This window comes from Idiomarina seosinensis (assembly GCF_044797955.1).
In the GTDB taxonomy this organism is placed as follows: domain Bacteria; phylum Pseudomonadota; class Gammaproteobacteria; order Enterobacterales; family Alteromonadaceae; genus Idiomarina; species Idiomarina seosinensis_A.
On record NZ_CP085211.1, the window covers coordinates 1,923,877 to 1,944,600 of the forward strand.

Genomic DNA, 20,724 nt, shown 5'->3' on the forward strand with positions numbered 1-20,724 from the left:
CCTCAGCACTGGCTGCCAATCAACCGGCACATGGTCTGGATGACTTGTGCCCACAGATTTTCAAAGTGAAAAATAAATCCCCCCAGCGTCAGCCACATAACGATTAAGCCGCTGACCATCGTAATTGGAAAACCAATAGCAAAAATATTCAGTTGCGGTGATGCCCGGGTCATAACGCCAAAGCTTAAATTAATCAGCAACAGCGCAATAATGCCCGACAACATTGCAGCCAGCGCGGCAGAAAACATATAGCTGCCCCAGTCAGCAATCATGCGAAACGCATCCGCATCCAGACCGGACAAGCCAACAGGAATAGAATCAAAGCTGGCAACAACCATTTGGATCATCAATAAATGCCCGTCCAACGCTAAAAAAATCAAACTAGCCAGCATCAAGAAAAATTGTGCCACAACCGGCACCTGCTGACCGTTTGAGGGATCAACCATAGAGGCGAAACCTAACCCGATTTGCATTGCAATAATTTGTCCACCAAGGACAAAGGCCTGTAAAAACATGACGGACAGCAGCCCCAGCCCTACCCCAATCAATACCTGCTGGGCAGTAATCACAAAGCCGGCAACAGAGGTCATTTCATAAGGGGTCGTAATGGTGGGCAAGGCCGGAGCCACAGCAAAAATGATAGCGACTGATAACAGTGTTTTAACGCGGGCATTAACCAGCGTTCCGGAAAACAGTGCCATACTCATGATCATCGAAGATACACGGATTAACGGCCACAAGTGTTGCTCTAACCACTCAATAATAGTGGCTGTAACAATATCCATTTAACCAACGACTTCCGGTATGCGGGCGTACATTTCTAACGTGAAGTCCATGATTAATTCGGTCAGGAAATGTCCGCCCAGGCCCACCACCGCCAATGTCACGATAAGACGAGGTAAAAAGCTTAAGGTCTGCTCGTTTATCGACGTCGCAGCCTGAAACACTGCAACCACCAAACCCACCAATAAGCTTGGAACAATGATAAATGAGACCATAGTCACAATAACTTTCAGTGCTTCTGAAAAGACATCAAGAAAGACTTCTGGACTCATACCGGTCTCCTATATACCAAAGCTGCCGGCCAGGGTGCTCATGGTCAGACTCCAGCCGTCGACCAATACAAACAGCATTAACTTAAAGGGTAGCGAAACAATCATCGGCGACAACATCATCATACCCATAGCCATCAGAACACTGGCAACCACCAGGTCAATGATCAGAAAAGGAATAAACATCATAAAGCCAATCTGAAACGCGGTTTTCAGCTCTGATGTAATAAATGAAGGAATCAAAATTGACATAGGGACATCATCAGGCTCAGCAATATTTTCTTCGCCCGATATTTCGATAAAGGTTTCCAAATCCGTAAGCCGGGTCTGCGCTAACATGAAGGCTTTAACCGGCGCCTTAGCCCTGTCCAGCGCCTCCATGGAGGTCACTTCTTCGTTCAGGTAAGGCTGCAACGCTTTATCATTAACTTCGTTAAGTACCGGAGCCATAATAAAAAACGACAAAAACAGCGCAATACCCAGCAGCACCTGGTTAGAAGGCGATTGCTGCAGACCAATTGCCTGCCTTAAGATCGCCAGGACAATGATAATCCGGGTAAAGGATGTCATCATAATGACCATCGCCGGAATAAACGTCAGCGCGGTCATGATGGCAAGTATTTGTAAGGTTACCGAATACTCTTCGCTACCATCAGGGTTGGTCTTTACCGTTACAGCACTAATGTCCTGCAGCGCCCATGCGGCCTCCGGAACTAAAGCCAGCAAGATAAAGCTAAGAGCCAGGAGCGCTCGGATCATTTTTTCGTTGTCCTTTTAATTCGACCGTATCGGGGAGTTCGCGCAAACACTCAATGCGTTCCGAAGTTACCCCCAACAACAATTTTGTACCGGCAACATCAACGATGATAAGGCGCTCTTTAGTGCCCAGTGACATGGCGCTAATCACCTTCATGTCAGGATTTGCCTGCAGTTTTAAATTAAACCGCTTAACCACAGCAGCCAATCCAATAATGACCGCTAAAACGACAATAAGCGCCAGTAACATGGCGCCTATGTCGGTTCCGGCTAACGGAGACTCTGCCTCAGTTTTTTGTGCTGCTGCCACCGGGCTTAGCAGCATCAATAAACTAGCGCAGCTTGCGTATGCGTTCAATCTGGCTAATAACATCAGTCAGACGTATCCCAAATTTATCATTAACCACGACCACTTCACCATGGGCAATCAAAGTGCCGTTAACCAAAACATCTAACGGCTCGCCTGCAACTCGCTCAAGCTCGACCACGGAGCCCTGATTCAACTGCAGTAAATTACGTATGCTGATTTGACTGCGCCCGACTTCCATCGAAATGGTGACCGGGATATCCAGGATAGCATCCAGCTTCCGGCGGTCATCATCATTAATGCTCGAGTCTTCATTAAGCTCTTCCAGCTCGGCCGTTTTAACGCCTTTCATACCCGATTGTTCTGAGCCCTGGTCACTGTCGTCGCCACCAGAGCCTTCTTCCTCGGAAGCTGCCTGTTCGGCCATCGCCGCTTCCCAGTCGTCCATATCTTTATCGTCATTACTCATTAGGTAACCTCATCAATGCTTAGCGCTAACCGCTATAAGTCGATATCTTCTTCTAACTGCCGAAGTTCAGCATCTCCGCCAATCCGGCGGCCTCCACGAGTTAACATGTGGATGTCTGATTTGACGGTTTCCGGCCGCTTAATTTTTTCAGTGATTTTAAGTGCTACGTTTTCGCGAGAGCGGCCCAGCTTAGCGTGGAAGCTTGGCAAGTCCTCAACCATAACCGTTAAGTTATCAGGGACTTCCAGCGGGATAATATCGCCGGCTTCCAAATCCATTACTTCGCGCAATGACAACTCCAGATTTGCCAGTTTCGCGATCATCTCAACGGGTACGTCCATTATTTCGTCGCGCAACGCTTTGCTCCAGCGCATATCGGTATCTTCTTTATCCGATTGCACACCGGCATCAAGCAGCTCCCGAATGGGCTCTAACATGGAGTACGGTAAGGCAATATGAAAATCGCCGCCGCCACCATCAAGCTCAATGTGAAAAGAGCTAATCACAATGACCTCAGTAGGCGACACAATATTCGCCATGGCTGGGTTAACTTCAGAATCAAGGTACTCGAAGCCGACGTCCATCACCGGTGCCCAGGCTTCTTTATAATCTTCAAAAATCAACTTAAGCAGCATCTGTATGATGCGGCGCTCAGTCGGAGTAAATTCCCGGCCTTCGATTTTGGCATGGTAACGGCCATCGCCGCCAAAAAAGTTGTCTACTAAAATAAATACTAACCGCGCTTCCATGGTAATCAGAGCCGTTCCCTTTAGGGGCCGAAACCGGACCATGTTAAGACTGGTAGGAACAAATAAGGTGTGTACGTACTCACCAAATTTGAGCATCTGCACACCATTGATGGACACCTCCGCTGTACGTCGCATCATATTAAACAAGCTCACCCGCATATGCCGGGCAAACCGTTCGTTAACGATTTCCAGTGTTGGCATCCGCCCGCGGACAATACGATCCTGCGAAGAGAAATCGTAATCCAGGGCATCGGATCCCGCCCCCGAGGACTCGGGATCCTCCTCATCAACATCGTCTACGCCGTGCAGCAGCGCATCAATTTCGTCTTGTGATAATAAATCGCTCACAACCCATATCGCTCTGTTATTGCATGACCATGCCGGTGAATAACACCTGCTCGACTAACCTTTTTCCGGTTACCTCTAGTAGCGCTTCGCGCACTCTTTGCCGGGCAAGTTCTCTTAATTTTACCTTTCCTTCAACGGTTTTTAGTTCTTCTGCGGTAGACGAGCTAAAAACTTCATGAAGCGTACCCTCTATCAAAGGGATATGACGCTTAACTAACTCTTCACTACTTTCACCACGCACCATTAACTGAACTTTAATTTGCACAGTGCGTTCACGGGCATCGCCCGGTACCATAAACACAAAGGCTCTGGGCATGCCCACATAAAGTGCGTTACCCACTTCCGGAGCCTGACTGTCATCAATTGATGTTGCAGGCGGACTGGAATTGCCACCATCGGCATTGCCGCTGTCAGCCGGCTCACCTGAACCAACAAAAAACCAAACCACAAAAATGACCACTAAGACCACAGCCAGCGCCGCGCCGGCCATTATCATCAGCCGCTTTTTTTTGCTGCCTTCTGAGCCTTCTTCCTGCTCGTTTTCTTCAGCCATTCACTGTACCTGCTCAAAACAAAATTAAGTTCTGCCACTATAGCGTTTATCACTATAATTTACAGTCTCATACATAGAAATCTACCGAACCCAATGCCACCGGTTTTCCATTATCCATAGCAATTTGATATTGCTGCTCTTCTTCTGCTTCTGAGCCGGCGCCGGACTGATGTTGTTGGTCTGATGAACCACCTTGCTGCTGTTCTTTAACGTCAGTATCCGCCAGCGCAACACCTTGCTGTTCCAGCATCTCACGTAACCGCGGCATAGCATTCTCGATTACTTCCCGTGCTTGTTGAGATTGTACCTGAAACTGAACACTGGCTTGTTCACTATTCATATTGACACGAACCTGCAACTGGCCTAATTCGGGCGGGTCAATTCTTATGTCGGCCCGCTGAATATTTTTACTCAACATAATATTGATGCGTTCCTGCAGCTTCTGAGAGGCTTCGGACTGCTGAGGATCAAAGGGTTTTTGTATCGCCTGCATCAGACTTTGCGCGGTTGATGAGGTTTCTGCCGCTTTAACGGTCGTTTGTGGAGCATTAATCTGCTGACTTAGCAGGGTATCTGGCTCGCTGCCAACCTGGGTTGTTGCCGCAGTTGTTGCCGCAGTTGTTGCCGCAGTTGCTGCCGTTAGTGACACGGTTGATGCTTTATTCTCATTAATCTGCTGCTCACCTAGTTTGACGCCCTGCTCGGTTAAAAGCGAGGATTTTAACTGAGTTTTTAAGTCAGAATCAGGCAGTTCATCGACAATCTTCTGCAACGGCTGTTGTTGTTCTGTATTTAGCGCACTGGGTACGGCAGGCTGCGGCGGGGTCGCTTGGTTCACAGCGGTCTCATTGCGACTTGTAACGGGTTGCTGTAATGCCTGCGCCTGCTGTAAAGATGGCTGCTGCAATTGTTCCACTTGTTGCAGTTGCTGACTGAGCTGCGCTTTTAATTCTGATTTTGGTAACGCATCGACTAACTGCTGTAGTTGCTGACGTTGCTCTGAAGTCAGGTTTTTCAATGCTTCTACATCGCCATCGCTAATCGCCACTGATGGCTGAATTTGTTGAGACTGTTGAATCTGTTGCAGCTGCTTACCAAGCTCCGCTTTTAATTCTGAGTTAGGTAACGCATCGACTATTTTTTGTAAGCGCCTGATCGGTTCAACCTGTTGCTCGGCTTGTTGAGTTTCTGAAGTGCGGCTATTTTGCTCCGGTAGAGCCTGCAGCTGGCGCGTCAGCCAGTCGACAGTATCCTGATCGAGCTCAACGGCCTGTTTCTCGTCAGTTTGCTTTACTGCGGCCGCGGGTAGGGTGTCAACAGAGGCCACGGTGTTGGTCCGCTGCTCAAGTTGCTCGGCGATACGAGTGATGGCCTCGCCTGCCGCACTGATATCCATGTCCAAAAGCTGCTGACGCTGTTCCGGCGAAAGGCGGTCAACATAGTCGACGGCAAACTCTTGCCGTTGTTGGCTTGACAGTTCCGGTAACAGTTCCGGTAGTTGTAGCGCAGCCAGTACATCATCAATTTTTGCGATGGCCGCTTCAATATCTTCCGCTACAGGTAGCTCTTGCTGTTGACTGACTTCATCGGCCTCTGCACTCTTCGGCAGTAATTTCTGCATAGCTTCGAGCACCTCTAAGATAGGCGCCTGGACCGGTTCGCCTACTACTTTATCGTCAAACTCAAAACGCTGCATACCTTCGCTTTCGCTTCCCGCAGACGCTTCCTCCGTTACCATCAGCTTAACCATTGCCGACGCGTCCTTTAGCTGAATTTCTTCACTATCGGCTGTTTCCAGACCTGCCATTAACGCGCGGGCAAACTCACCCTTACCGGTTTCCGCAGAACCATCTTCTGCAGACAGCTTCGATTCCGCTGTGCCTTTGGACGAAAGCGCCGATTGTATTGCCGCTGTTAATAGCTGATGCATAATGGGTCTCACTAATTTTTCGCTAACGCATTAGCGGTTCGGTTATGATGGTAAACCTGATTACTTGACGGTTATCTATTAATCAATTTTATTAAGCAACTTTCATACCAAGACTAATCATTTGTTGTTTCGCTGGCGTGCAGCCCTGATAAATCGCTGACTGGAAAACTCATCCAGGTCTTTTTGTTCCCGTCTTGCCTGAACAGCTGCCTCTCGCTGCTCCTGCTTCTCTATTAAATGTTCTATCGAGTCATACTTTCTGCGCTGTGCCAGCCATTGCTGCCGGCGCTGCTCGGCAACCTGCTGCAAGCGGGTCACCGACTTGTGCAAATGCTCAAGGCCTTCATCTAATTTACCAACAAAGCCGTGGTACTGACCAAACTGCTGTGACAATATTCCGTCACCACCGCGTTGCTGAAGTTGTTTGAGGTAGTCAAGCCGATACTGCGCCAGGCCATTTAACCGCTGCTTTTCGTCGTCAACTTGTTGCTGCACCTGAGCAAACTGAGCCGCAGCTTCATCAACTTTTTTTTGCTCAAGTTCAAGCAACATTTTCATTTGCTTTATATCGGCCATCTATTAACGGTTCCGCTGGCGCTGTTGCGGTTTAACCACCTGCATTAATTGCATCAGACTCTCATCGTAGCTGACCACGGTTTTCATCGGCTGCTGGAGAAAGTTTTCAACCCTTGGCTGCATCGCAATAGCCTGATCAATGGCAGGATCCGAGCCGCGGCTGTAAGCTCCAATAGCAATAAGGTCTCGGTTACGGCGATAATTTGAGTACCATTTACGAACCTGGACTGCGTACTGCATGTGCTCTTCTGATACCACCTGCGGCATTACCCTGCTGATTGAAGACTCAATATCGATTGCCGGGTAATGGCCCGCATCCGCCAGCTCCCGGCTAAGAACAATATGTCCGTCAAGAATGGCCCGGGCCGAGTCAGCAATCGGGTCCTGCAGGTCATCGCCCTCGGTCAATACCGTATAAAACGCCGTTACCGAGCCCTGCCCCTCACCACCGTTACCGGCTCTTTCGACCAAAGCCGGTAACTTTGCAAACACCGAGGGCGGATAGCCTTTGGTGGCCGGCGGTTCACCAACAGCAAGAGCAATTTCACGCTGCGCCATGGCGTAACGAGTTAACGAATCCATTAACAGCAAAACATTCAGGCCCTGATCACGAAAGTATTCAGCGATTTCGGCAGCAGTTTCGCAACCTCGCAGCCGGAGCAGTGGTGACTGGTCTGCTGGTGCTGCGACTACCACAGACTTCTGCAGTCCTTCTTCGCCCAAAATTTCATCAATAAACTCTTTGACCTCACGCCCCCGCTCGCCAATCAGGCCAACGACGATCACATCGGCATCGGTACCGCGGGTCATCATTCCCAGCAATACACTTTTACCGACGCCACTACCGGCAAATAAGCCCATACGCTGACCCTGGCCAACGGTAATACAGGCATTTATGGCGGTCACACCCACGTCCAGTGGTTTTTTTACCGGCCTACGGTTCAGAGGGTTTACTTGTTGGCTGCGGTAACTGCGTTGCTGGTCATTAATGATGGGACCTTTACTGTCCAGCGGATTGCCGCGCGCATCAATCACACGGCCAAGTAAGTCCATACCAAAGGGGATTTCAGATTTTGTTGTGCGGGGTTTTACTTTAGCCCCGGGCACCACTCCGGCGGCATCCTGCGTTGGCATTAAATAGCTGATGTTGTTTTCAAAACCGACAACTTCCGCCTCAATTTCGCCATTAGCCGACTCGACCAGACAACTTGAGCCAATAGGAGCCCGCACCCCAACAGCTTCAAACATTAAACCAACCACCCGGGTTAAGTATCCCGACACTAGAACGGGAGGTTTCTGGATACGCTGCCGTGCTTTTTTAAGCCCTGCGACTATGGTTTCGCTCATTATCAGCCTTTTACTTTATCAAAGACACTTTTGATGCGACTGCTGATGGTGTAATCCACCGACGAGCTGTCGGTAGTTACCCGGCATCCGCCCCGCTCAAGCAACTCGTCTTTGCTTAACAACCAGCCCTGTTGTTTTAACTCTTCTTCATCGTATAACTGTTCAATAAGATCAAGATCGTCAGGGTTTAAATGAATCACTACCTTCTGGTCGGTTACCGGTAAAACATCCAGCGCTTCGCGAACGGCTTTTTTAACAATGTCCGGCTGTTGGTGGGGGATATCCAGGCAGATCGCCTCAGTCAGGGCAAAGACCATTTCCAGTACTTCGGCTTCGACTTCGTCGGTTAGCTTGCGTGCCGGCTGAGACAAATTATTCAGTAATTCGGTTAAACCCTGGCTCTGCGCTTCCATCGCTGCTTTACCATCGGCCATACCCTGTTCAAAGCCTTTCTCAAAACCTTCTTTTTGACCAAGCTCCAGACCTTCCTGATGGCCACTCTGATGACCTTCCTGATGACCCTGATTATAACCGGCTTTAAAGCCTTCTTCGCGAGCAGCTTCCCGAATTTGTTCCAGTTCATCAGCCGTTAAAGGCTTTAGCTCCTCTTCTTCGTCATCTTGCTCAGGGGGCTCATAATGCCAGCGACTGGGCTTACTTAGTGCGTTGGTCTTATCCCCCTTTAAATAGTCATCAGACGTTATATCCGGAAACTGCCATTTTTCTGTCCCTTTATGCCCGTCGCTCATCGCTGCGTATTACCTGCCTCATTATAAGAATTCATCGCCGCCACCGCCGCCCAGCATAATTTCACCGGCATCGGCTAAACGTCTGGCCGTTGCCAGAATATCTTTTTGTGCGGCCTCGACATCACTAATCCGCACAGGACCCATCGCCTCCAGATCGTCTTTCAGCATATCGCCGGCACGTTTGGACATGTTTTTGAAGATTTTATCTTTGACACTATCATCAGCACCCTTCAGTGCTTTTTGTAAGGTGTCGCCCTCTACCTCACGCAGCAAGGCCTGGATGCCACGATCGTCGACTTCCACCAGGTTTTCGAAGACAAACATCAAGTCCTGTATCTGCTGACTCATTTCTTCGTCTTGCTCGCGGATAGCATCCATCAACTGGCCTTCGATGTTGGTATCCAGATAATTCATAATATCGGCAGCCGCTTTCAGGCCGCCCATTTTCGCTGCCTGAGCACCTGCCTGACCAGCAAACTGTTTTTCCATAATTTCGTTCAGTTCCTGCAGTGCAGCCGGCTGTACTTCTTCTAAATTGGCAATTCGCATCATCAAATCCAGGCGCGTTTTTTCAGTAAACTGTGCCATGATTTCCGCACTTTGCTCCGCATCCAGGTAAGATAATACAATCGTTTGTATCTGCGGGTGCTCGTTACGGATGATGGTGGCGACTTGTTTCGAGTCCATCCACTTAAGCGAGTCAAGCCCTTTAGACCCCCCGCCCATCACAATTTGATCAATCAGGTTGCCGGCTTTGTCTTCACCCAGAGCCGAAGTCAGTGCTTTACGTACAAACTCTTCGCTCTTAAAGCCGATATTGGTAAACCGTTGTATTTCTTCTAAAAATAAGTTGTGAACGGCATTAACTTTATCCTGGTTAAAGTCTTCCAGACTCGCCATAGCGGTACCGACTTTCTGCACCTGTTTGGGCTCCAGATGTTTAAGAATTTGCGCAGCATCCTCCTCTGACAGGCTGAGTAGTAAAATCGCTGCTTTTTCAACACCCTCTAAGCTTTGAACATCAACTTCTGATTCACGCTTCTGGGTCTGCATCTCTGTATTAGGCATCTTCGTTTAACCACGCTTTCACAACTTGAGAGGACAGTTCTGGTTCGTTCGCTACCAGCGCCCGCACCGCTTTTAACAGATCTTCATCTTTATGTAGGTCCGGTAACTGCAGACTACCGTCTGGTCCAAAACCGACTGAACTTTCGTCGAATTGAGAGGATAACAGATCAATGGTCTCATCGCCCATACTCTCGTCATCATCAAGCAGAGCATGCGCATCATCTTCGTAGTCCTGAGTCGGATTCATTAGCTTTTTCAGCATCGGCCGAACCACAGCCAGAATCAGCACCATAATAACCAGCGCGCCCATAACCAGACGCAGCGCGCGCCAAAACCAGGGCTGGTCCCAGATAGCGGGCTCAACTTCACCCAAGTCCGGAAGCTTAGCAAAAGGTACTGAAACCACTTCAATCGAATCACCGCGGCTTAAATTAAAGCCCAGCCCGCCCTGTAACAAGCGGCGGATATTGCTTATCTGTTCCTCAGAAAGCGGTACCTGTTCAGTTTCCCCCTCTGCGTTTTGCTGCGAGGAGTGATTCACCGCCACAGAAACACTCAGTCGCTCAATGACGCCTGCCTGGTTTTGTGTATAGCTTACGGTGTTATCCAGTTCATAATTGCGCGTTGCTTCACGATGCATACTGCCACTGGATTGTGATTGTTGATCACCACCAGTCGCTTGCTCGGGAATATCAGATTCCAGCGGCGGCTGGTTACTTAACGCCCCCGGAATGCCGCCGGCACTGCCTCCGGTAGCACGGTTTTCTACTGTCATTTCACTGCGGATGGCTGGCATGTCCGGATTATACTGACGCTGGGTCACTTCCTTCCGGGTGAAGTCCATACTCAGGTCAACCTGGGCGGTATAATTATCATAACCCAGCACCGGGATAAGAATACTGTCGATTTTCTGACGCAGTTCTTGTTCACGCTTCAGTTCAAGCTGGTATTCCCGACTACTTTGCGCGGCCAGAGCGCTTTGCGACCCCGAGTTAAGCAGCCGGCCGTTTTGATCTGTAACCGTAACATGCTCGGTTTGTAACCCCGTTACCGAAGAGGCAACCATATCAACAATAGAGGCTACTTCTTCCTCGCTCATTGACTGGGAGCCGCGCACATTCAGCATCACTGAGGCTTTAGGTTGTTTTTCTCGACGCGCAAAAACATTCTCTTTTGGTACCGCCAACAACACGCGGGCAGCCGATACCGCTTTCATTTCTTCAATAGCCCGGGCTAATTGTACTTCGCGCGAGTGGATTAAGCGTTCACGTTCTAAGCGCTGGCTGACGCCGAAGCCCGGCTCACTCATCAGGATTTCGGAACCATTACTTTCGGTCTGGCCGTAATCAACTCCGGCCCGGGTTAACTGCAGTTTGACTGCATCGTAATCTTCCTCGGGCAGAGAAACCGTATTGCCCTCAACTTTGTAGTCTATGCCGTTAGCGTCCAGGTAATCCAACGTACTGACAAGTTGCTCTGTTTCCATGCGGGCCAGCGGCCGGTAACTTGGTTCCTGCGCCCATATCATGATAAATACCGCAATAGCGACACAGATTGCCAGCGCCAGCACGACAACAACCTGACGTAACATGTCAAAGTTGCCAATCATGTCCATCAGGCCTGATTTTTTCCCGCCACCTTCATTACCGCTGCTCTGGTTATTGATATTTGGGTCAGTTACCATCAAATCAGTTGATTCAGCCACGCTTTAACTCCTACCTCAGATCCGGTTAAACCGGCATAGACATGATTTCTTTATACGCTTCAACAACTTTGTTTCTTACCTGAACTGTTGCTTCAAACGCGATACTGGACTTTTGGCTGGCAATCATCGTTTGCTCAAGCGAGACATTGGGATCACCCAGTTCCATTCGAGTTTTTAAATCGCCGGAGGTTTGCTGTAGCTCATTAACGTTATCAATGGCATTTTTCAGCATATTTGAGAAGTCAGCCTGGGCCGTGTTACCGGGCAGAGCATTGACATTCGTTGCTTTATCCTGACTTGCATTGACGCCGGATAAGGCTTGCCACTGTTGGTAGGCTGCGTTGGCATCGACTTTCATCATCTTCTCCGTCAAAATTTCCACTCATGGATTTCTTAACAGTAATAATGCAATTTAAATGCCAACTTAGTATTTAGTTAAATAGATAACCCTTGATCGCGGATTTTGGCTAATTTGTAACGCAGAGTTCGCGCTGATATGCCCAGCTCTTCGGCTACAGGCTTGCGTTTGCCCTTATGTCGCTGCAAAGCTTTCTTGATAATACAGTATTCCTGATGAAACAAAGAGTCGCCCAGCGCATCGGGTTCTTCAGTTCGTGCCGGCATGGCTGAAGGTGTTTCAACCTGCTCCGGCAAAACAGCGTCCGGCACCACGACTTCCAGCATCAAATCTTTTGGCGCAATTTCGGTACCATTGCGCAGTACCAGGGCGCGCTGGATGACATTTTCCAGCTCACGAATATTGCCAGGCCAGCTGTAATTCTGCATAACCTGTTTTGCATTTTCGCCAAAGCTCACCTCGGTTTTTACACCCAGGCGGGTCTTATGCCGGTTTAGCAGCGCATTAGCAATCGGGACGATATCGCCCGGACGCTCTTTCAGAGCGCGCCAGCGTAACGGGAAAACATTTAATCGATAAAGTAAGTCTTCCCTAAATGTGCCATCTTTAACCGCTTGCTGTAAATCGCGGTTAGAGGTCGCTATCACGCGAATATCCAGGCTTATTCCTTTACGCGCACCCAGCCGTTCAACCTGACGTTCCTGCAGTACACGCAAAAGCTTGGCCTGCAGGTTTATATCCATTTCGGTCACCTCATCAAGTAATAAGGTACCACCCTGGGCCAGTTCAAACTTACCGGGTGAGGCTTGTGTAGCGCCGGTAAAGGCGCCTTTTTCGTAGCCAAATAAAATTGATTCAAGCATATTTTCAGGTATCGCAGCACAATTAATGGCCACAAACGGTGCTTTATTCCGGCTGGACTGCTCATGAATATAACGCGCCAGCACTTCTTTACCTGTGCCACTGGACCCGGTAATCATTACCGTGGCATCCGTTGCGGCAACTTTATTTGCCATTTCTAATAGCGCTAAACTGCTTGGATCTTCAGCTATAACCGACGCCTCAGTTTCAGTTTGTGGAGGCAGATGACGCTGCACTAACTGCAGCAGTGCCTCGGTCGAAAAGGGCTTACTTAAATAATCCACAGCCCCTTCCTTGATTGCAATGACCGCATCATCAACTTTAGCAAAGGCTGTCATCATAATTACCGGAATACTGTAACCCTGGTTTTTCAGGCTGCGCAGCAGTTGCAACCCGTCAATACCCGGCATTTGTACGTCACTGATAATCAAGTCTATTTTGCTGTTTTTTAAGGTCAGCAGTGCTTTCTCACCACTTTCAGCCTGAACACACTGATAATCTGACAGCTCCAGCGTATCAATGATTGCCTCACGCAAATTAGCATCATCTTCGACAATCAAAACCTTGGCTTTAGCCATAACACACCTCTGCAATGCTGCTGTGTTGTTGATAAATGGGAAAACTAACCGTGAACTCAGTTCCTTCATTGGGTTCACTGCTCCAGCGTAACGAGCCTTGATGAGATTTTACGACGGTACTGACAACAGCAAGACCCAGGCCGGTGCCATTAGCTTTGCTGGTGACAAAAGGGGTTAACAGCTGGTGTTCGATTTCTGTGGGAATACCTGTACCTTCATCACTTACCGAGCACAGCCAATCGTTTTGGTCATGACAACTTTTAAGCACCACTTGCTGGCCGGGCTGGCTAGCATCAATAGCATTGGTCAGCAGATTTTGAATTGCTCCACTGACACTGACTTTATTGGCTTTAATATCAACGGCATGATTTTCCAGGTCGACCTTGATAACAATGTCTTTACTGTCGGCATAAGGCTTTACCGAGGCTAACACCGTATCAAGGATCTCATTTACCGGCAGAACTTGCAGAACTTGCTTGTCACCACTTTTAGCAAACAACAGCATGTCATTAACTTGTTGTTCGAGTGACTGTAAGCGCGAAAGCAGCTTTTCAGAAAAACGCTGTTGTTTAGCCGGCGGTAGATCCGTTTTGCTAAGGTTATGGGCATACAGTATGGCGGCCGATAAAGGTGTGCGGATTTGATGTGCCAGTGACGCCACCATTCGGCCCATAGCTGACAGGCGTTGCAGGTGACTAATTTTTTCCTGTAATCGACGCGTTTCAGTTAAATCGGTCAGCACAATTAACTGACCGTCCTCATCTTGCAAAGCCGAAATATCAACCTTTACACGATGACCATTACGCAAAGACACTTCATGCCAGTCGTCGGCTTTCGGTGAAAAGTTCTCAGCAACACACTGCCGCCAGAGCTTGCCGATTAAGGCCGAATTAAGTAATCGTTGCGCATTGTCGTTACAATGTTCGACTACTCCGTGGCTATCAACCAGAATCACGGCATTAGGCATGACGTCGATCAACGAATGATGTGCCTGCATAGGTTCCTCTGAGATAAGTAAAACAACTTAACTCTGACTATGCAAACTTCATGCCCGAATAATATCTAATGATTTCAAATAGTTAATTAATACATCCGGTGTCAATAACTCGACAGACCGCTATTTAATCTGATACTTCTTCATTTTCTCGACCAGAGTGGTCCGTCGCATGCTAAGCAATTCTGCGGCTTTTGCTACCACGCCGTCGGTTTTTTCCAGCGCCTGCTTAATCATTTCTACTTCCAGCTCGCTGAGCATATCTTTTAGGTTGACCCCGGCGTCAGGCAACTCAGAACCCAATAAACGATCAGCATCTTCCTGCGAGTCAGTTTCGTCAAAATCGTCGTCGGCAAAAATTGAATTGAGAGCTTCGCGTTCGAGTAATTCATCCGGAAATTCAGGTTCCTCAGGCAGGTAATCCACGTGCTGATATTTGGGGGGCAGGTTTTGTACATCCACTAACTGATCCGGGTGCATGATGCTTAACCGCTCGATCAAATTAGACAATTCTCTCACGTTACCGGGCCACTGGTGCTTTGACAGCGAGGCTAATGACTGCTCGGTAAATCGCAGACCGACGCCGCGATCTTTTTTAAAGCGTGCCGTCAATTCGTGCAGCAGCAGTGGCACATCTTCCTGGCGTTGCCGTAAAGCAGGCACTTCTATCGGAAACACATTCAGACGATAATAAAGATCTTCGCGAAATTTACCTTCGCTTATCATAGTTTCCAGCTGCCGGTGCGTTGCAGCAACCACACGTACATCGGCCTCTATACTCTTACTTCCGCCCACTCGTTCAAAATTTCGTTCCTGTAATACCCGCAGCAGTTTTACCTGCATCGCCAGCGGCATATCACCGATTTCATCAAGGAACAACGTGCCACCCTGGGCCAGCTCAAAGCGACCTTTGCGCATGCCGATAGCTCCGGTGAAAGCCCCTTTTTCATGACCGAAAAGCTCGCTTTCCAGTAACTCTGCGGGAATAGCGCCACAGTTTACCGGCACAAAGGGCCCGTTCTTGCGCGCAGACACTTCATGTATCCCTCGTGCAACTACCTCTTTACCGGTACCCGACTCGCCCAGGACAAGAACGTTTGCATCGCTGCCGGCCACCTGGCTAATCATTTGTTTTATGGACTGAATAGCGTCACTCTGCCCCACCAGCATGCTGTCCAGCAAACCTCTTTTTTGGTCACCGGTAACATACCGGCTGGTCAGGCTTCGGTGATAAGCCTGGCAATAATGTAACCAACGCGAAAGCTCCTGATAGTCGACACTATCGGCTATCGGGCCAAGCACATTTGCTCGTTGCAGAGCAGCTGTTTGCTCGGCACTGGTGCAAATAAAGGGTAGCTCGGGAAGACTACTGGCCAGTTGTTCAAGATTATCGACTCCGCCCCCGGCTATAATACACAAGGCGTTATCCTTAGGCACGCTTCCGGACCATGCGTCTATCACGGTTACTTGCTCGCCAATAAAGGTCAGAACTGTCTGTAAACGCTGCCTACGAACTTTGTCATTCTCGATTAGGTAAACTATTTTTTTTTCGCTATTCATAACAACTTGGCTGTAATCTTCCCTGTTAGCTACCCGTGACCCAGCGAAAACGCATGCCCGGCACTATAAATAACAAACTCATGGTGTTCACTGCCCGAGACAGGTGTTGCCATCTCAGCCCACTGGTAAAACACGTTGCGATGAACTTTCGCGGTCAGGCCTTTGCCTAACTGCACATAGGGGATGCCATCAGACAAAACTAATGGCGTTTGTGCAGAAAGAATATATCGCTCATCGATGTTGCTGACAACTTGTATCGCCTGCTGATTTTCGATATCCATCACTTGCCAGTCGACGATAACAAAAGGCGCGTCTTCTACCTGGATTTTGACTTTTTCAGCAGGAGTCACCAGATAGTAATCATCACCCTCTCGTTTTAATACTGACGCAAATAATTTTACTAACGCCGGCCGATTGATCTTGCTGCCCTGGTAGTGCCAGTCGCCATTGGCCATAATGCGAATCGGTAACTCACCGCAATAAGGTGGATCCCATTGTTCGGTGGGCGCCCGCTGATGAGATTCTAGTTGCTGAAACAAACGTTCGAGCGACATAAACCCTAATCAACCAACTTTTTTTGACGTAACAGATACCAAAGCGTGGCTTCAGTTCGATTCGAAACTTTTATCGCTTTAAAAATCGCTGACAAGTGTACTCTGATAGTCCCTTCGGTTATGCCAAGAATATTAGCAATTTCTTTGTTTGAAAGGCCTTGTGCCAATAACTGCATAATTTCCAGTTGCCGCGGAGATAAGAAAGATTCGGCGCCACTGCTTTTTTGTCTTGGCTCATTTAAGGTCGGATCGTTAGGTAAATAACGATCACCGTTAAGTAGACTCTTAACCGCGAGTTTGGCCTGCTCAGCAGAACAATCTTTTGGTAAATAACTGCGAATACCTGCCGACATTACCTGCCGCACATCACTTAACGACCGCGCTTTAGTAAACAATACCAGATGTGACTGCGGGGCAAGACGTTTTAACTGTTGCAGGGCCGGACGTATTTCTTCGTCAGGCAGATTCATCTCGATAAATATCAAATTAAATTTATCCGCCTGCAAGTAAGTCTCTGCCACGCTGAAAGATTCGGCCTCGAAGATAGACGGTTGCGTCGCGTAATTAGTGATTAATTGTATAAGCCCGGCCCGCATAAAGAACGAGGGGTCAATAATGAGAATTTTCATGGTCGTAGTCCAGTTTTCGCGACAACAAATCTAACTTTTAGCATACCTTAATTGTTTTTTTGAGCAAGTGTAAATGACCTTGTCTATGCCATAAACGCTAACAGCAACATACAAATTTTGTTAAAACCCGTTTATAGTAGAGCCACTTTTATCAGTGAGAATAGCTTATGTTTTACAAACCGTTCATACTTTTTATTACCGCTGCTGTTTTAAGTACGACAGTTTTTGCCCAAAAGGTTTATACCAATGTTAACGGCTACACTTTAACCAGCCCCGCGGGACAAGACGCCGTACTGCAGCAGTTTGAAACCATGGTGACTCAGAACGGCCGTATTGTGGCTATCGGAGAGGATAACCTGCGGCAGCGTTACAGCACTGCCGAAGTTATTAACCTAAACGGCAAAACGGTCATTCCCGGCTTAACAGACGCCCACGGCCACGTCCTCGGTTTGGGCATGAGCTTGCTGCAGGTTGACTTGCGTGACAGCTCTTCGGTACAGGATGCTGTCGCTTCGGTGGCCGACTATGCCCGGCAGCAGCCAAAATTAAACTGGATTATCGGCCGCGGCTGGAACCAGGAGCAATGGCCAAGTCGCGAGTTTCCAAACGCCAGTCACCTGGATGAAGTTGTCAGCGAACGGCCAGTCTACCTGACCCGGGTCGATGGACATGCTGGCTGGGCCAACTCTGCAGCGCTGAAATTGGCTGGCATTGATGGCGCGACCGTGTCACCGGAGGGTGGCGAAATCATCAAAGACGCCAACGGTCAGCCCACCGGGGTTTTGATTGACAACGCAATGCAATTGGTGGAAGCCATCATTGACGAACCCAGTGCAGCCGAGAAGAAACAGGCCTTTGCGCTGGCATTCCAGCATTTAGCCGAACGCGGCATTACCAGTGTTCATGATGCCGGCGTTCCGGCAACCGACCTTTCCATCTACAAAGGTCTGCATAATAAGGGCGAACTGCCAATACGCATTTACGCCATGATTTCAGCAACCGAACCGCAGTTACCGCAACTGCTTGCTGAGGGGCCCTTCGTCACCGATGATGATCAGCTGACTATCCGCAGTGTAAAAATATACGCCGATGGCGCACTCGGTAGTCGCGGTGCGGCCCTCATCGAGCCCTACAGCGATGATCATGATAACCATGGTTTAATGGTGACCTCACCTGAGCATATTGACGATCTTTATAAGTTAATTATTCCTCATGGCTTTCAAATTAACACCCACGCCATTGGTGATCGCGCTAATCGCATTGCTCTGGACTCTTTTGCAGAAAATTTCGAAACACTGGGGGGGCGTAACCTACGTAATCGCATCGAACATTCACAAATTGTTCATCCCGATGATCTCGAACGTTTTAAAGAGCTGAACATTATTGCCTCGATGCAACCCACCCATGCCACCAGCGATAAAAACATGGCCGAAGACCGCCTCGGCAAAGAGCGCATGCAAGGCGCCTATGCCTGGCAGACGTTATTGGAGCAAGGCACAATTATTGCGGCAGGGTCAGATTTCCCGGTTGAATTAGCCAATCCCTTTTTTGGACTGCACGCCGCGGTAACCCGTCAAGACCGCTTAAATCAACCGCAAGGTGGCTGGTATACTGATCAGGCAATGTCAACAGAGCAGGCATTACGCGCGTTCACTATTGACGCAGCCTATGCCGCCTGGCAGGAGCAACAGTTAGGATCGCTGGAACCCGGCAAGTGGGCTGATTTTATTATCATTGATCAGGACCCCTTTAAGATTCCGGCATCTGATTTATGGAAAATCAAAGTAGAAGAAACTTACATTGGCGGTAAGAAAGTCTATCCGCAGTAATCCTTTAAGTCTGGTTGAGGTGGTTTATGGATCTTGAAAAAATTCGCCGCGATTACGCGCTCGGCAGTTTGCAACGGGCACAGTTGAGCGATAGCCCACATCGTCAATTTGAACTGTGGCTACAACAAGCTATCGAGGCCGATCTTAATGCGGATCCGACGGCTATGACCCTGGCGACAGTTAACCAGCAGGGGGTGCCAAGCCAGCGCGTAGTCTTATTAAAAGGGCATGACGAGGACGGCCTGCGCTTTTTTACCAGTAAAGGTTCCAGAAAAGGTCAGGAGCTGGCACTAAACCGCAAAGTTTCTGCGCACTTCTCCTGGTTGCCTCTCGAGCGTCAGGTTGAAGTTAAGGGTGAAGTCAGCCCATTAACTGAGCAGCAAAACGATGCTTATTTTAAATCGCGACCTAAAGCCAGTCAGGTTGGTGCTTTAGTATCACATCAAAGCCAACCGATTGACTCACGCAAACAGCTGGACGAAGAATTTACTCGCTTAATGGAGCACTATGCCGACACCGAAGTGCCTCGCCCTGAGCAATGGGGTGGCTATCTCATTCGCCCCACTGAGTTTGAGTTTTGGCAGGGTGGCCGTAATCGTCTGCATGACCGTTTTGTTTACACCCTGGCTGAAAATGGCTGGCAGGTACAACGGCTGCAGCCTTAGCAGGGCGTCTCTGGCTTGTCCGGCGGTAACGGTAGCTGAGTGAACTCAGCACAGCGCTGCAATACTTTTAGTGTTGCCGCGCTGTATTCTACGCCACCACTTAGCTGCCGTTGCTTTTTGTCCAGCGCCTGCTCACCCGGAATTCGTACAGTTGTTCCCGGCTGCATCGGGGCTGCTTGCCGACAATCCTGTAATAGCTTATCAACCTGCGTGATAAAAGCCTTCTGTTCGCCAAATGCTGACGGGTCGATGACCTGCACCCAGACCACGTTTGCGTCACCGTCATCGTGACCCTGCATTCGGCCATACTGGCCTAACGCCATGGTCCATATTTCACTAAACAATGTCAGCCCGTACCCCTTGTAACCGAGGTGTTCGCCACCGAGGGGGGCAATCGCACTGGCCGGCGAGGCAAAAAAGGTGCTCGGGTCATCGCTCCAGTCGCCATCTGCCGTAATCAGTGCCGGGTACGGTAATTTAGCCCCGTTGGCTCTGGCCTGACGCACTTTACCTGCCGCCGTCATAGAAAAGCTGATATCGAACAATAACGGCCGCCCACTACTGGGAACACCAACCGCAAACGGATTGGGCGAAAACACCGCCTCTTTACTGCCAAAGGGCGCTACGGCACGCTGACCCGGCGTAGAACACATTAAGCTCACGACCAGCCCTTGTTCCGTTGCAATACTTAAGTAAGCTGCCAGGGCCGCAATATGCTGGCTACGCCTGATGACAATGGTACCTGTGCCGGCTGCTTTCGCCATAGTGACCGCCGCTTCAATAGCCTTTGGCATAACATAGGGTCCTGGCAGAAACTCGGCATCCCAGTTAGCCACTGCTGCGCGCTGAGTTAAAACCTGCGGTTCTCCGCGGTGGGTACTAACCCCCTGCTCCAGCCACTGACAGTTATTTAACAAACGAATCAAGCCGTGCGTTGAAAATCCGAGTAAATCAGCTTCCAGCAGATAAAAGCTGACCTTGCTGGCAATTTTGTCGCAAGCACCTGACTTTTGCAGACAACTTGTCGCCCACTGCAGGATTTCCTGGTAATCAAAACGTTTTACTGCATCCGACATCAAATTTCCTC

The 20,724-nt window shown here is 49.1% G+C and carries 22 protein-coding genes; 2 read left to right on the top strand and 20 right to left on the bottom strand.

Annotated features, from left to right (window positions below):
* Positions 1 to 2 precede the first annotated feature (2 nt).
* The 19 genes from fliR to LG288_RS09220 form a co-directional block, all read right to left on the bottom strand.
* Positions 3 to 785 carry a flagellar biosynthetic protein FliR gene (fliR, locus tag LG288_RS09130; protein ID WP_404399885.1) on the bottom strand — a complete coding sequence of 261 codons (783 nt, stop codon included), beginning with the start codon at positions 783 to 785 and terminating at the stop codon, positions 3 to 5.
* Positions 786 to 1,055 carry a flagellar biosynthesis protein FliQ gene (fliQ, locus tag LG288_RS09135; RefSeq protein WP_404399886.1) on the bottom strand — a complete coding sequence of 90 codons (270 nt, stop codon included), beginning with the start codon at positions 1,053 to 1,055 and terminating at the stop codon, positions 786 to 788.
* 9 nt (positions 1,056 to 1,064) lie between these two features.
* A complete protein-coding gene (gene fliP / locus LG288_RS09140; RefSeq protein WP_404399887.1) occupies positions 1,065 to 1,811 on the bottom strand; it encodes a flagellar type III secretion system pore protein FliP in 747 nt (248 codons plus the stop codon).
* Entirely contained in the window at positions 1,786 to 2,133 is a 348-nt protein-coding gene (gene fliO / locus LG288_RS09145) for a flagellar biosynthetic protein FliO (RefSeq protein ID WP_404399888.1), read from the bottom strand. Before fliO ends, fliP begins: the two co-directional genes overlap by 26 nt.
* 7 nt (positions 2,134 to 2,140) lie before the next feature.
* Positions 2,141 to 2,584: a flagellar motor switch protein FliN gene (gene fliN, locus LG288_RS09150; RefSeq protein WP_404399889.1), complete on the bottom strand. Its 444-nt coding sequence runs from the start codon at positions 2,582 to 2,584 to the stop codon at positions 2,141 to 2,143.
* A 32-nt stretch (positions 2,585 to 2,616) separates the two neighbouring features.
* Complete coding sequence (gene fliM / locus LG288_RS09155; RefSeq protein WP_404399890.1) at positions 2,617 to 3,681, bottom strand: flagellar motor switch protein FliM; 1,065 nt, start codon at positions 3,679 to 3,681, stop codon at positions 2,617 to 2,619.
* Positions 3,682 to 3,697: 16 nt separating this feature from the next.
* A complete protein-coding gene (gene fliL / locus LG288_RS09160) occupies positions 3,698 to 4,234 on the bottom strand; it encodes a flagellar basal body-associated protein FliL (RefSeq protein ID WP_404399891.1) in 537 nt (178 codons plus the stop codon).
* 67 nt (positions 4,235 to 4,301) lie between these two features.
* Positions 4,302 to 6,164, bottom strand: a complete 1,863-nt coding sequence (locus LG288_RS09165; RefSeq protein ID WP_404399892.1) for a flagellar hook-length control protein FliK — start codon at positions 6,162 to 6,164, stop codon at positions 4,302 to 4,304.
* Between the two features lie 117 nt (positions 6,165 to 6,281).
* Positions 6,282 to 6,740 carry a flagellar export protein FliJ gene (gene fliJ / locus LG288_RS09170; RefSeq protein ID WP_404399893.1) on the bottom strand — a complete coding sequence of 153 codons (459 nt, stop codon included), beginning with the start codon at positions 6,738 to 6,740 and terminating at the stop codon, positions 6,282 to 6,284.
* Between the two features lie 3 nt (positions 6,741 to 6,743).
* Positions 6,744 to 8,087: a flagellar protein export ATPase FliI gene (fliI, locus tag LG288_RS09175; RefSeq protein WP_404399894.1), complete on the bottom strand. Its 1,344-nt coding sequence runs from the start codon at positions 8,085 to 8,087 to the stop codon at positions 6,744 to 6,746.
* 2 nt (positions 8,088 to 8,089) lie between these two features.
* Entirely contained in the window at positions 8,090 to 8,836 is a 747-nt protein-coding gene (gene fliH / locus LG288_RS09180) for a flagellar assembly protein FliH (protein WP_404399895.1), read from the bottom strand.
* A 21-nt stretch (positions 8,837 to 8,857) separates the two neighbouring features.
* A complete protein-coding gene (fliG, locus tag LG288_RS09185) occupies positions 8,858 to 9,904 on the bottom strand; it encodes a flagellar motor switch protein FliG (RefSeq protein WP_404399896.1) in 1,047 nt (348 codons plus the stop codon).
* Positions 9,897 to 11,588: a flagellar basal-body MS-ring/collar protein FliF gene (gene fliF, locus LG288_RS09190; RefSeq protein ID WP_404403080.1), complete on the bottom strand. Its 1,692-nt coding sequence runs from the start codon at positions 11,586 to 11,588 to the stop codon at positions 9,897 to 9,899. Before fliF ends, fliG begins: the two co-directional genes overlap by 8 nt.
* Positions 11,589 to 11,634: 46 nt before the next feature.
* Entirely contained in the window at positions 11,635 to 11,967 is a 333-nt protein-coding gene (gene fliE, locus LG288_RS09195; protein WP_404403082.1) for a flagellar hook-basal body complex protein FliE, read from the bottom strand.
* 77 nt (positions 11,968 to 12,044) lie between these two features.
* On the bottom strand, positions 12,045 to 13,406 hold the full coding sequence (locus LG288_RS09200; protein WP_404399897.1) for a sigma-54-dependent transcriptional regulator: 1,362 nt from the start codon (positions 13,404 to 13,406) through the stop codon (positions 12,045 to 12,047).
* On the bottom strand, positions 13,399 to 14,403 hold the full coding sequence (locus LG288_RS09205) for a sensor histidine kinase (RefSeq protein WP_404399898.1): 1,005 nt from the start codon (positions 14,401 to 14,403) through the stop codon (positions 13,399 to 13,401). The genes LG288_RS09200 and LG288_RS09205 overlap by 8 nt, the downstream gene beginning before the upstream one ends.
* A 120-nt stretch (positions 14,404 to 14,523) precedes the next feature.
* Complete coding sequence (locus tag LG288_RS09210) at positions 14,524 to 15,960, bottom strand: sigma-54 dependent transcriptional regulator (RefSeq protein WP_404399899.1); 1,437 nt, start codon at positions 15,958 to 15,960, stop codon at positions 14,524 to 14,526.
* Positions 15,961 to 15,989: 29 nt separating this feature from the next.
* Positions 15,990 to 16,514, bottom strand: coding sequence for a DUF1285 domain-containing protein (locus LG288_RS09215; protein WP_404399900.1), 525 nt, complete (start codon positions 16,512 to 16,514; stop codon positions 15,990 to 15,992).
* A gap of 5 nt (positions 16,515 to 16,519) precedes the next feature.
* On the bottom strand, positions 16,520 to 17,143 hold the full coding sequence (locus LG288_RS09220) for a LuxR C-terminal-related transcriptional regulator (RefSeq protein WP_404399901.1): 624 nt from the start codon (positions 17,141 to 17,143) through the stop codon (positions 16,520 to 16,522).
* 167 nt (positions 17,144 to 17,310) lie between these two features.
* Here LG288_RS09220 and LG288_RS09225 point away from each other — a divergent pair, with 167 nt between their 5' ends.
* Positions 17,311 to 18,972 carry an amidohydrolase gene (locus LG288_RS09225; protein ID WP_404399902.1) on the top strand — a complete coding sequence of 554 codons (1,662 nt, stop codon included), beginning with the start codon at positions 17,311 to 17,313 and terminating at the stop codon, positions 18,970 to 18,972.
* A gap of 26 nt (positions 18,973 to 18,998) precedes the next feature.
* The gene (gene pdxH, locus LG288_RS09230) at positions 18,999 to 19,637 is read left to right on the top strand and encodes a pyridoxamine 5'-phosphate oxidase (protein WP_404399903.1); all 639 of its coding nucleotides are present in this window, start codon (positions 18,999 to 19,001) and stop codon (positions 19,635 to 19,637) included.
* Here pdxH and LG288_RS09235 read toward each other — a convergent pair.
* Complete coding sequence (locus LG288_RS09235) at positions 19,634 to 20,713, bottom strand: Ldh family oxidoreductase (protein ID WP_404399904.1); 1,080 nt, start codon at positions 20,711 to 20,713, stop codon at positions 19,634 to 19,636. The two genes, pdxH and LG288_RS09235, sit on opposite strands and share 4 nt — an antisense overlap.
* Positions 20,714 to 20,724: the final 11 nt, after the last annotated feature.

Bases quoted from the DNA above. Each gene is read 5' to 3' on its own strand.
- fliN (WP_404399889.1), bottom strand. From the start codon at position 2,584: ATGAGTAATGACGATAAAGATATGGACGACTGGGAAGCGGCGATGGCC.
- fliF (WP_404403080.1), bottom strand. From the start codon at position 11,588: ATGGTAACTGACCCAAATATCAATAACCAGAGCAGCGGTAATGAAGGT.
- fliO (WP_404399888.1), bottom strand. From the start codon at position 2,133: ATGCTGCTAAGCCCGGTGGCAGCAGCACAAAAAACTGAGGCAGAGTCT.
- fliI (WP_404399894.1), bottom strand. From the start codon at position 8,087: ATGAGCGAAACCATAGTCGCAGGGCTTAAAAAAGCACGGCAGCGTATC.
- LG288_RS09225 (WP_404399902.1), top strand. From the start codon at position 17,311: ATGTTTTACAAACCGTTCATACTTTTTATTACCGCTGCTGTTTTAAGT.
- fliH (WP_404399895.1), bottom strand. From the start codon at position 8,836: ATGAGCGACGGGCATAAAGGGACAGAAAAATGGCAGTTTCCGGATATA.
- LG288_RS09165 (WP_404399892.1), bottom strand. From the start codon at position 6,164: ATGCATCAGCTATTAACAGCGGCAATACAATCGGCGCTTTCGTCCAAA.
- LG288_RS09205 (WP_404399898.1), bottom strand. From the start codon at position 14,403: ATGCAGGCACATCATTCGTTGATCGACGTCATGCCTAATGCCGTGATT.
- fliL (WP_404399891.1), bottom strand. From the start codon at position 4,234: ATGGCTGAAGAAAACGAGCAGGAAGAAGGCTCAGAAGGCAGCAAAAAA.
- LG288_RS09235 (WP_404399904.1), bottom strand. From the start codon at position 20,713: ATGTCGGATGCAGTAAAACGTTTTGATTACCAGGAAATCCTGCAGTGG.
- fliP (WP_404399887.1), bottom strand. From the start codon at position 1,811: ATGATCCGAGCGCTCCTGGCTCTTAGCTTTATCTTGCTGGCTTTAGTT.
- LG288_RS09220 (WP_404399901.1), bottom strand. From the start codon at position 17,143: ATGAAAATTCTCATTATTGACCCCTCGTTCTTTATGCGGGCCGGGCTT.
- LG288_RS09210 (WP_404399899.1), bottom strand. From the start codon at position 15,960: ATGAATAGCGAAAAAAAAATAGTTTACCTAATCGAGAATGACAAAGTT.
- fliQ (WP_404399886.1), bottom strand. From the start codon at position 1,055: ATGAGTCCAGAAGTCTTTCTTGATGTCTTTTCAGAAGCACTGAAAGTT.
- fliE (WP_404403082.1), bottom strand. From the start codon at position 11,967: ATGAAAGTCGATGCCAACGCAGCCTACCAACAGTGGCAAGCCTTATCC.
- LG288_RS09200 (WP_404399897.1), bottom strand. From the start codon at position 13,406: ATGGCTAAAGCCAAGGTTTTGATTGTCGAAGATGATGCTAATTTGCGT.
- fliJ (WP_404399893.1), bottom strand. From the start codon at position 6,740: ATGGCCGATATAAAGCAAATGAAAATGTTGCTTGAACTTGAGCAAAAA.
- fliR (WP_404399885.1), bottom strand. From the start codon at position 785: ATGGATATTGTTACAGCCACTATTATTGAGTGGTTAGAGCAACACTTG.
- fliG (WP_404399896.1), bottom strand. From the start codon at position 9,904: ATGCCTAATACAGAGATGCAGACCCAGAAGCGTGAATCAGAAGTTGAT.
- pdxH (WP_404399903.1), top strand. From the start codon at position 18,999: ATGGATCTTGAAAAAATTCGCCGCGATTACGCGCTCGGCAGTTTGCAA.
- LG288_RS09215 (WP_404399900.1), bottom strand. From the start codon at position 16,514: ATGTCGCTCGAACGTTTGTTTCAGCAACTAGAATCTCATCAGCGGGCG.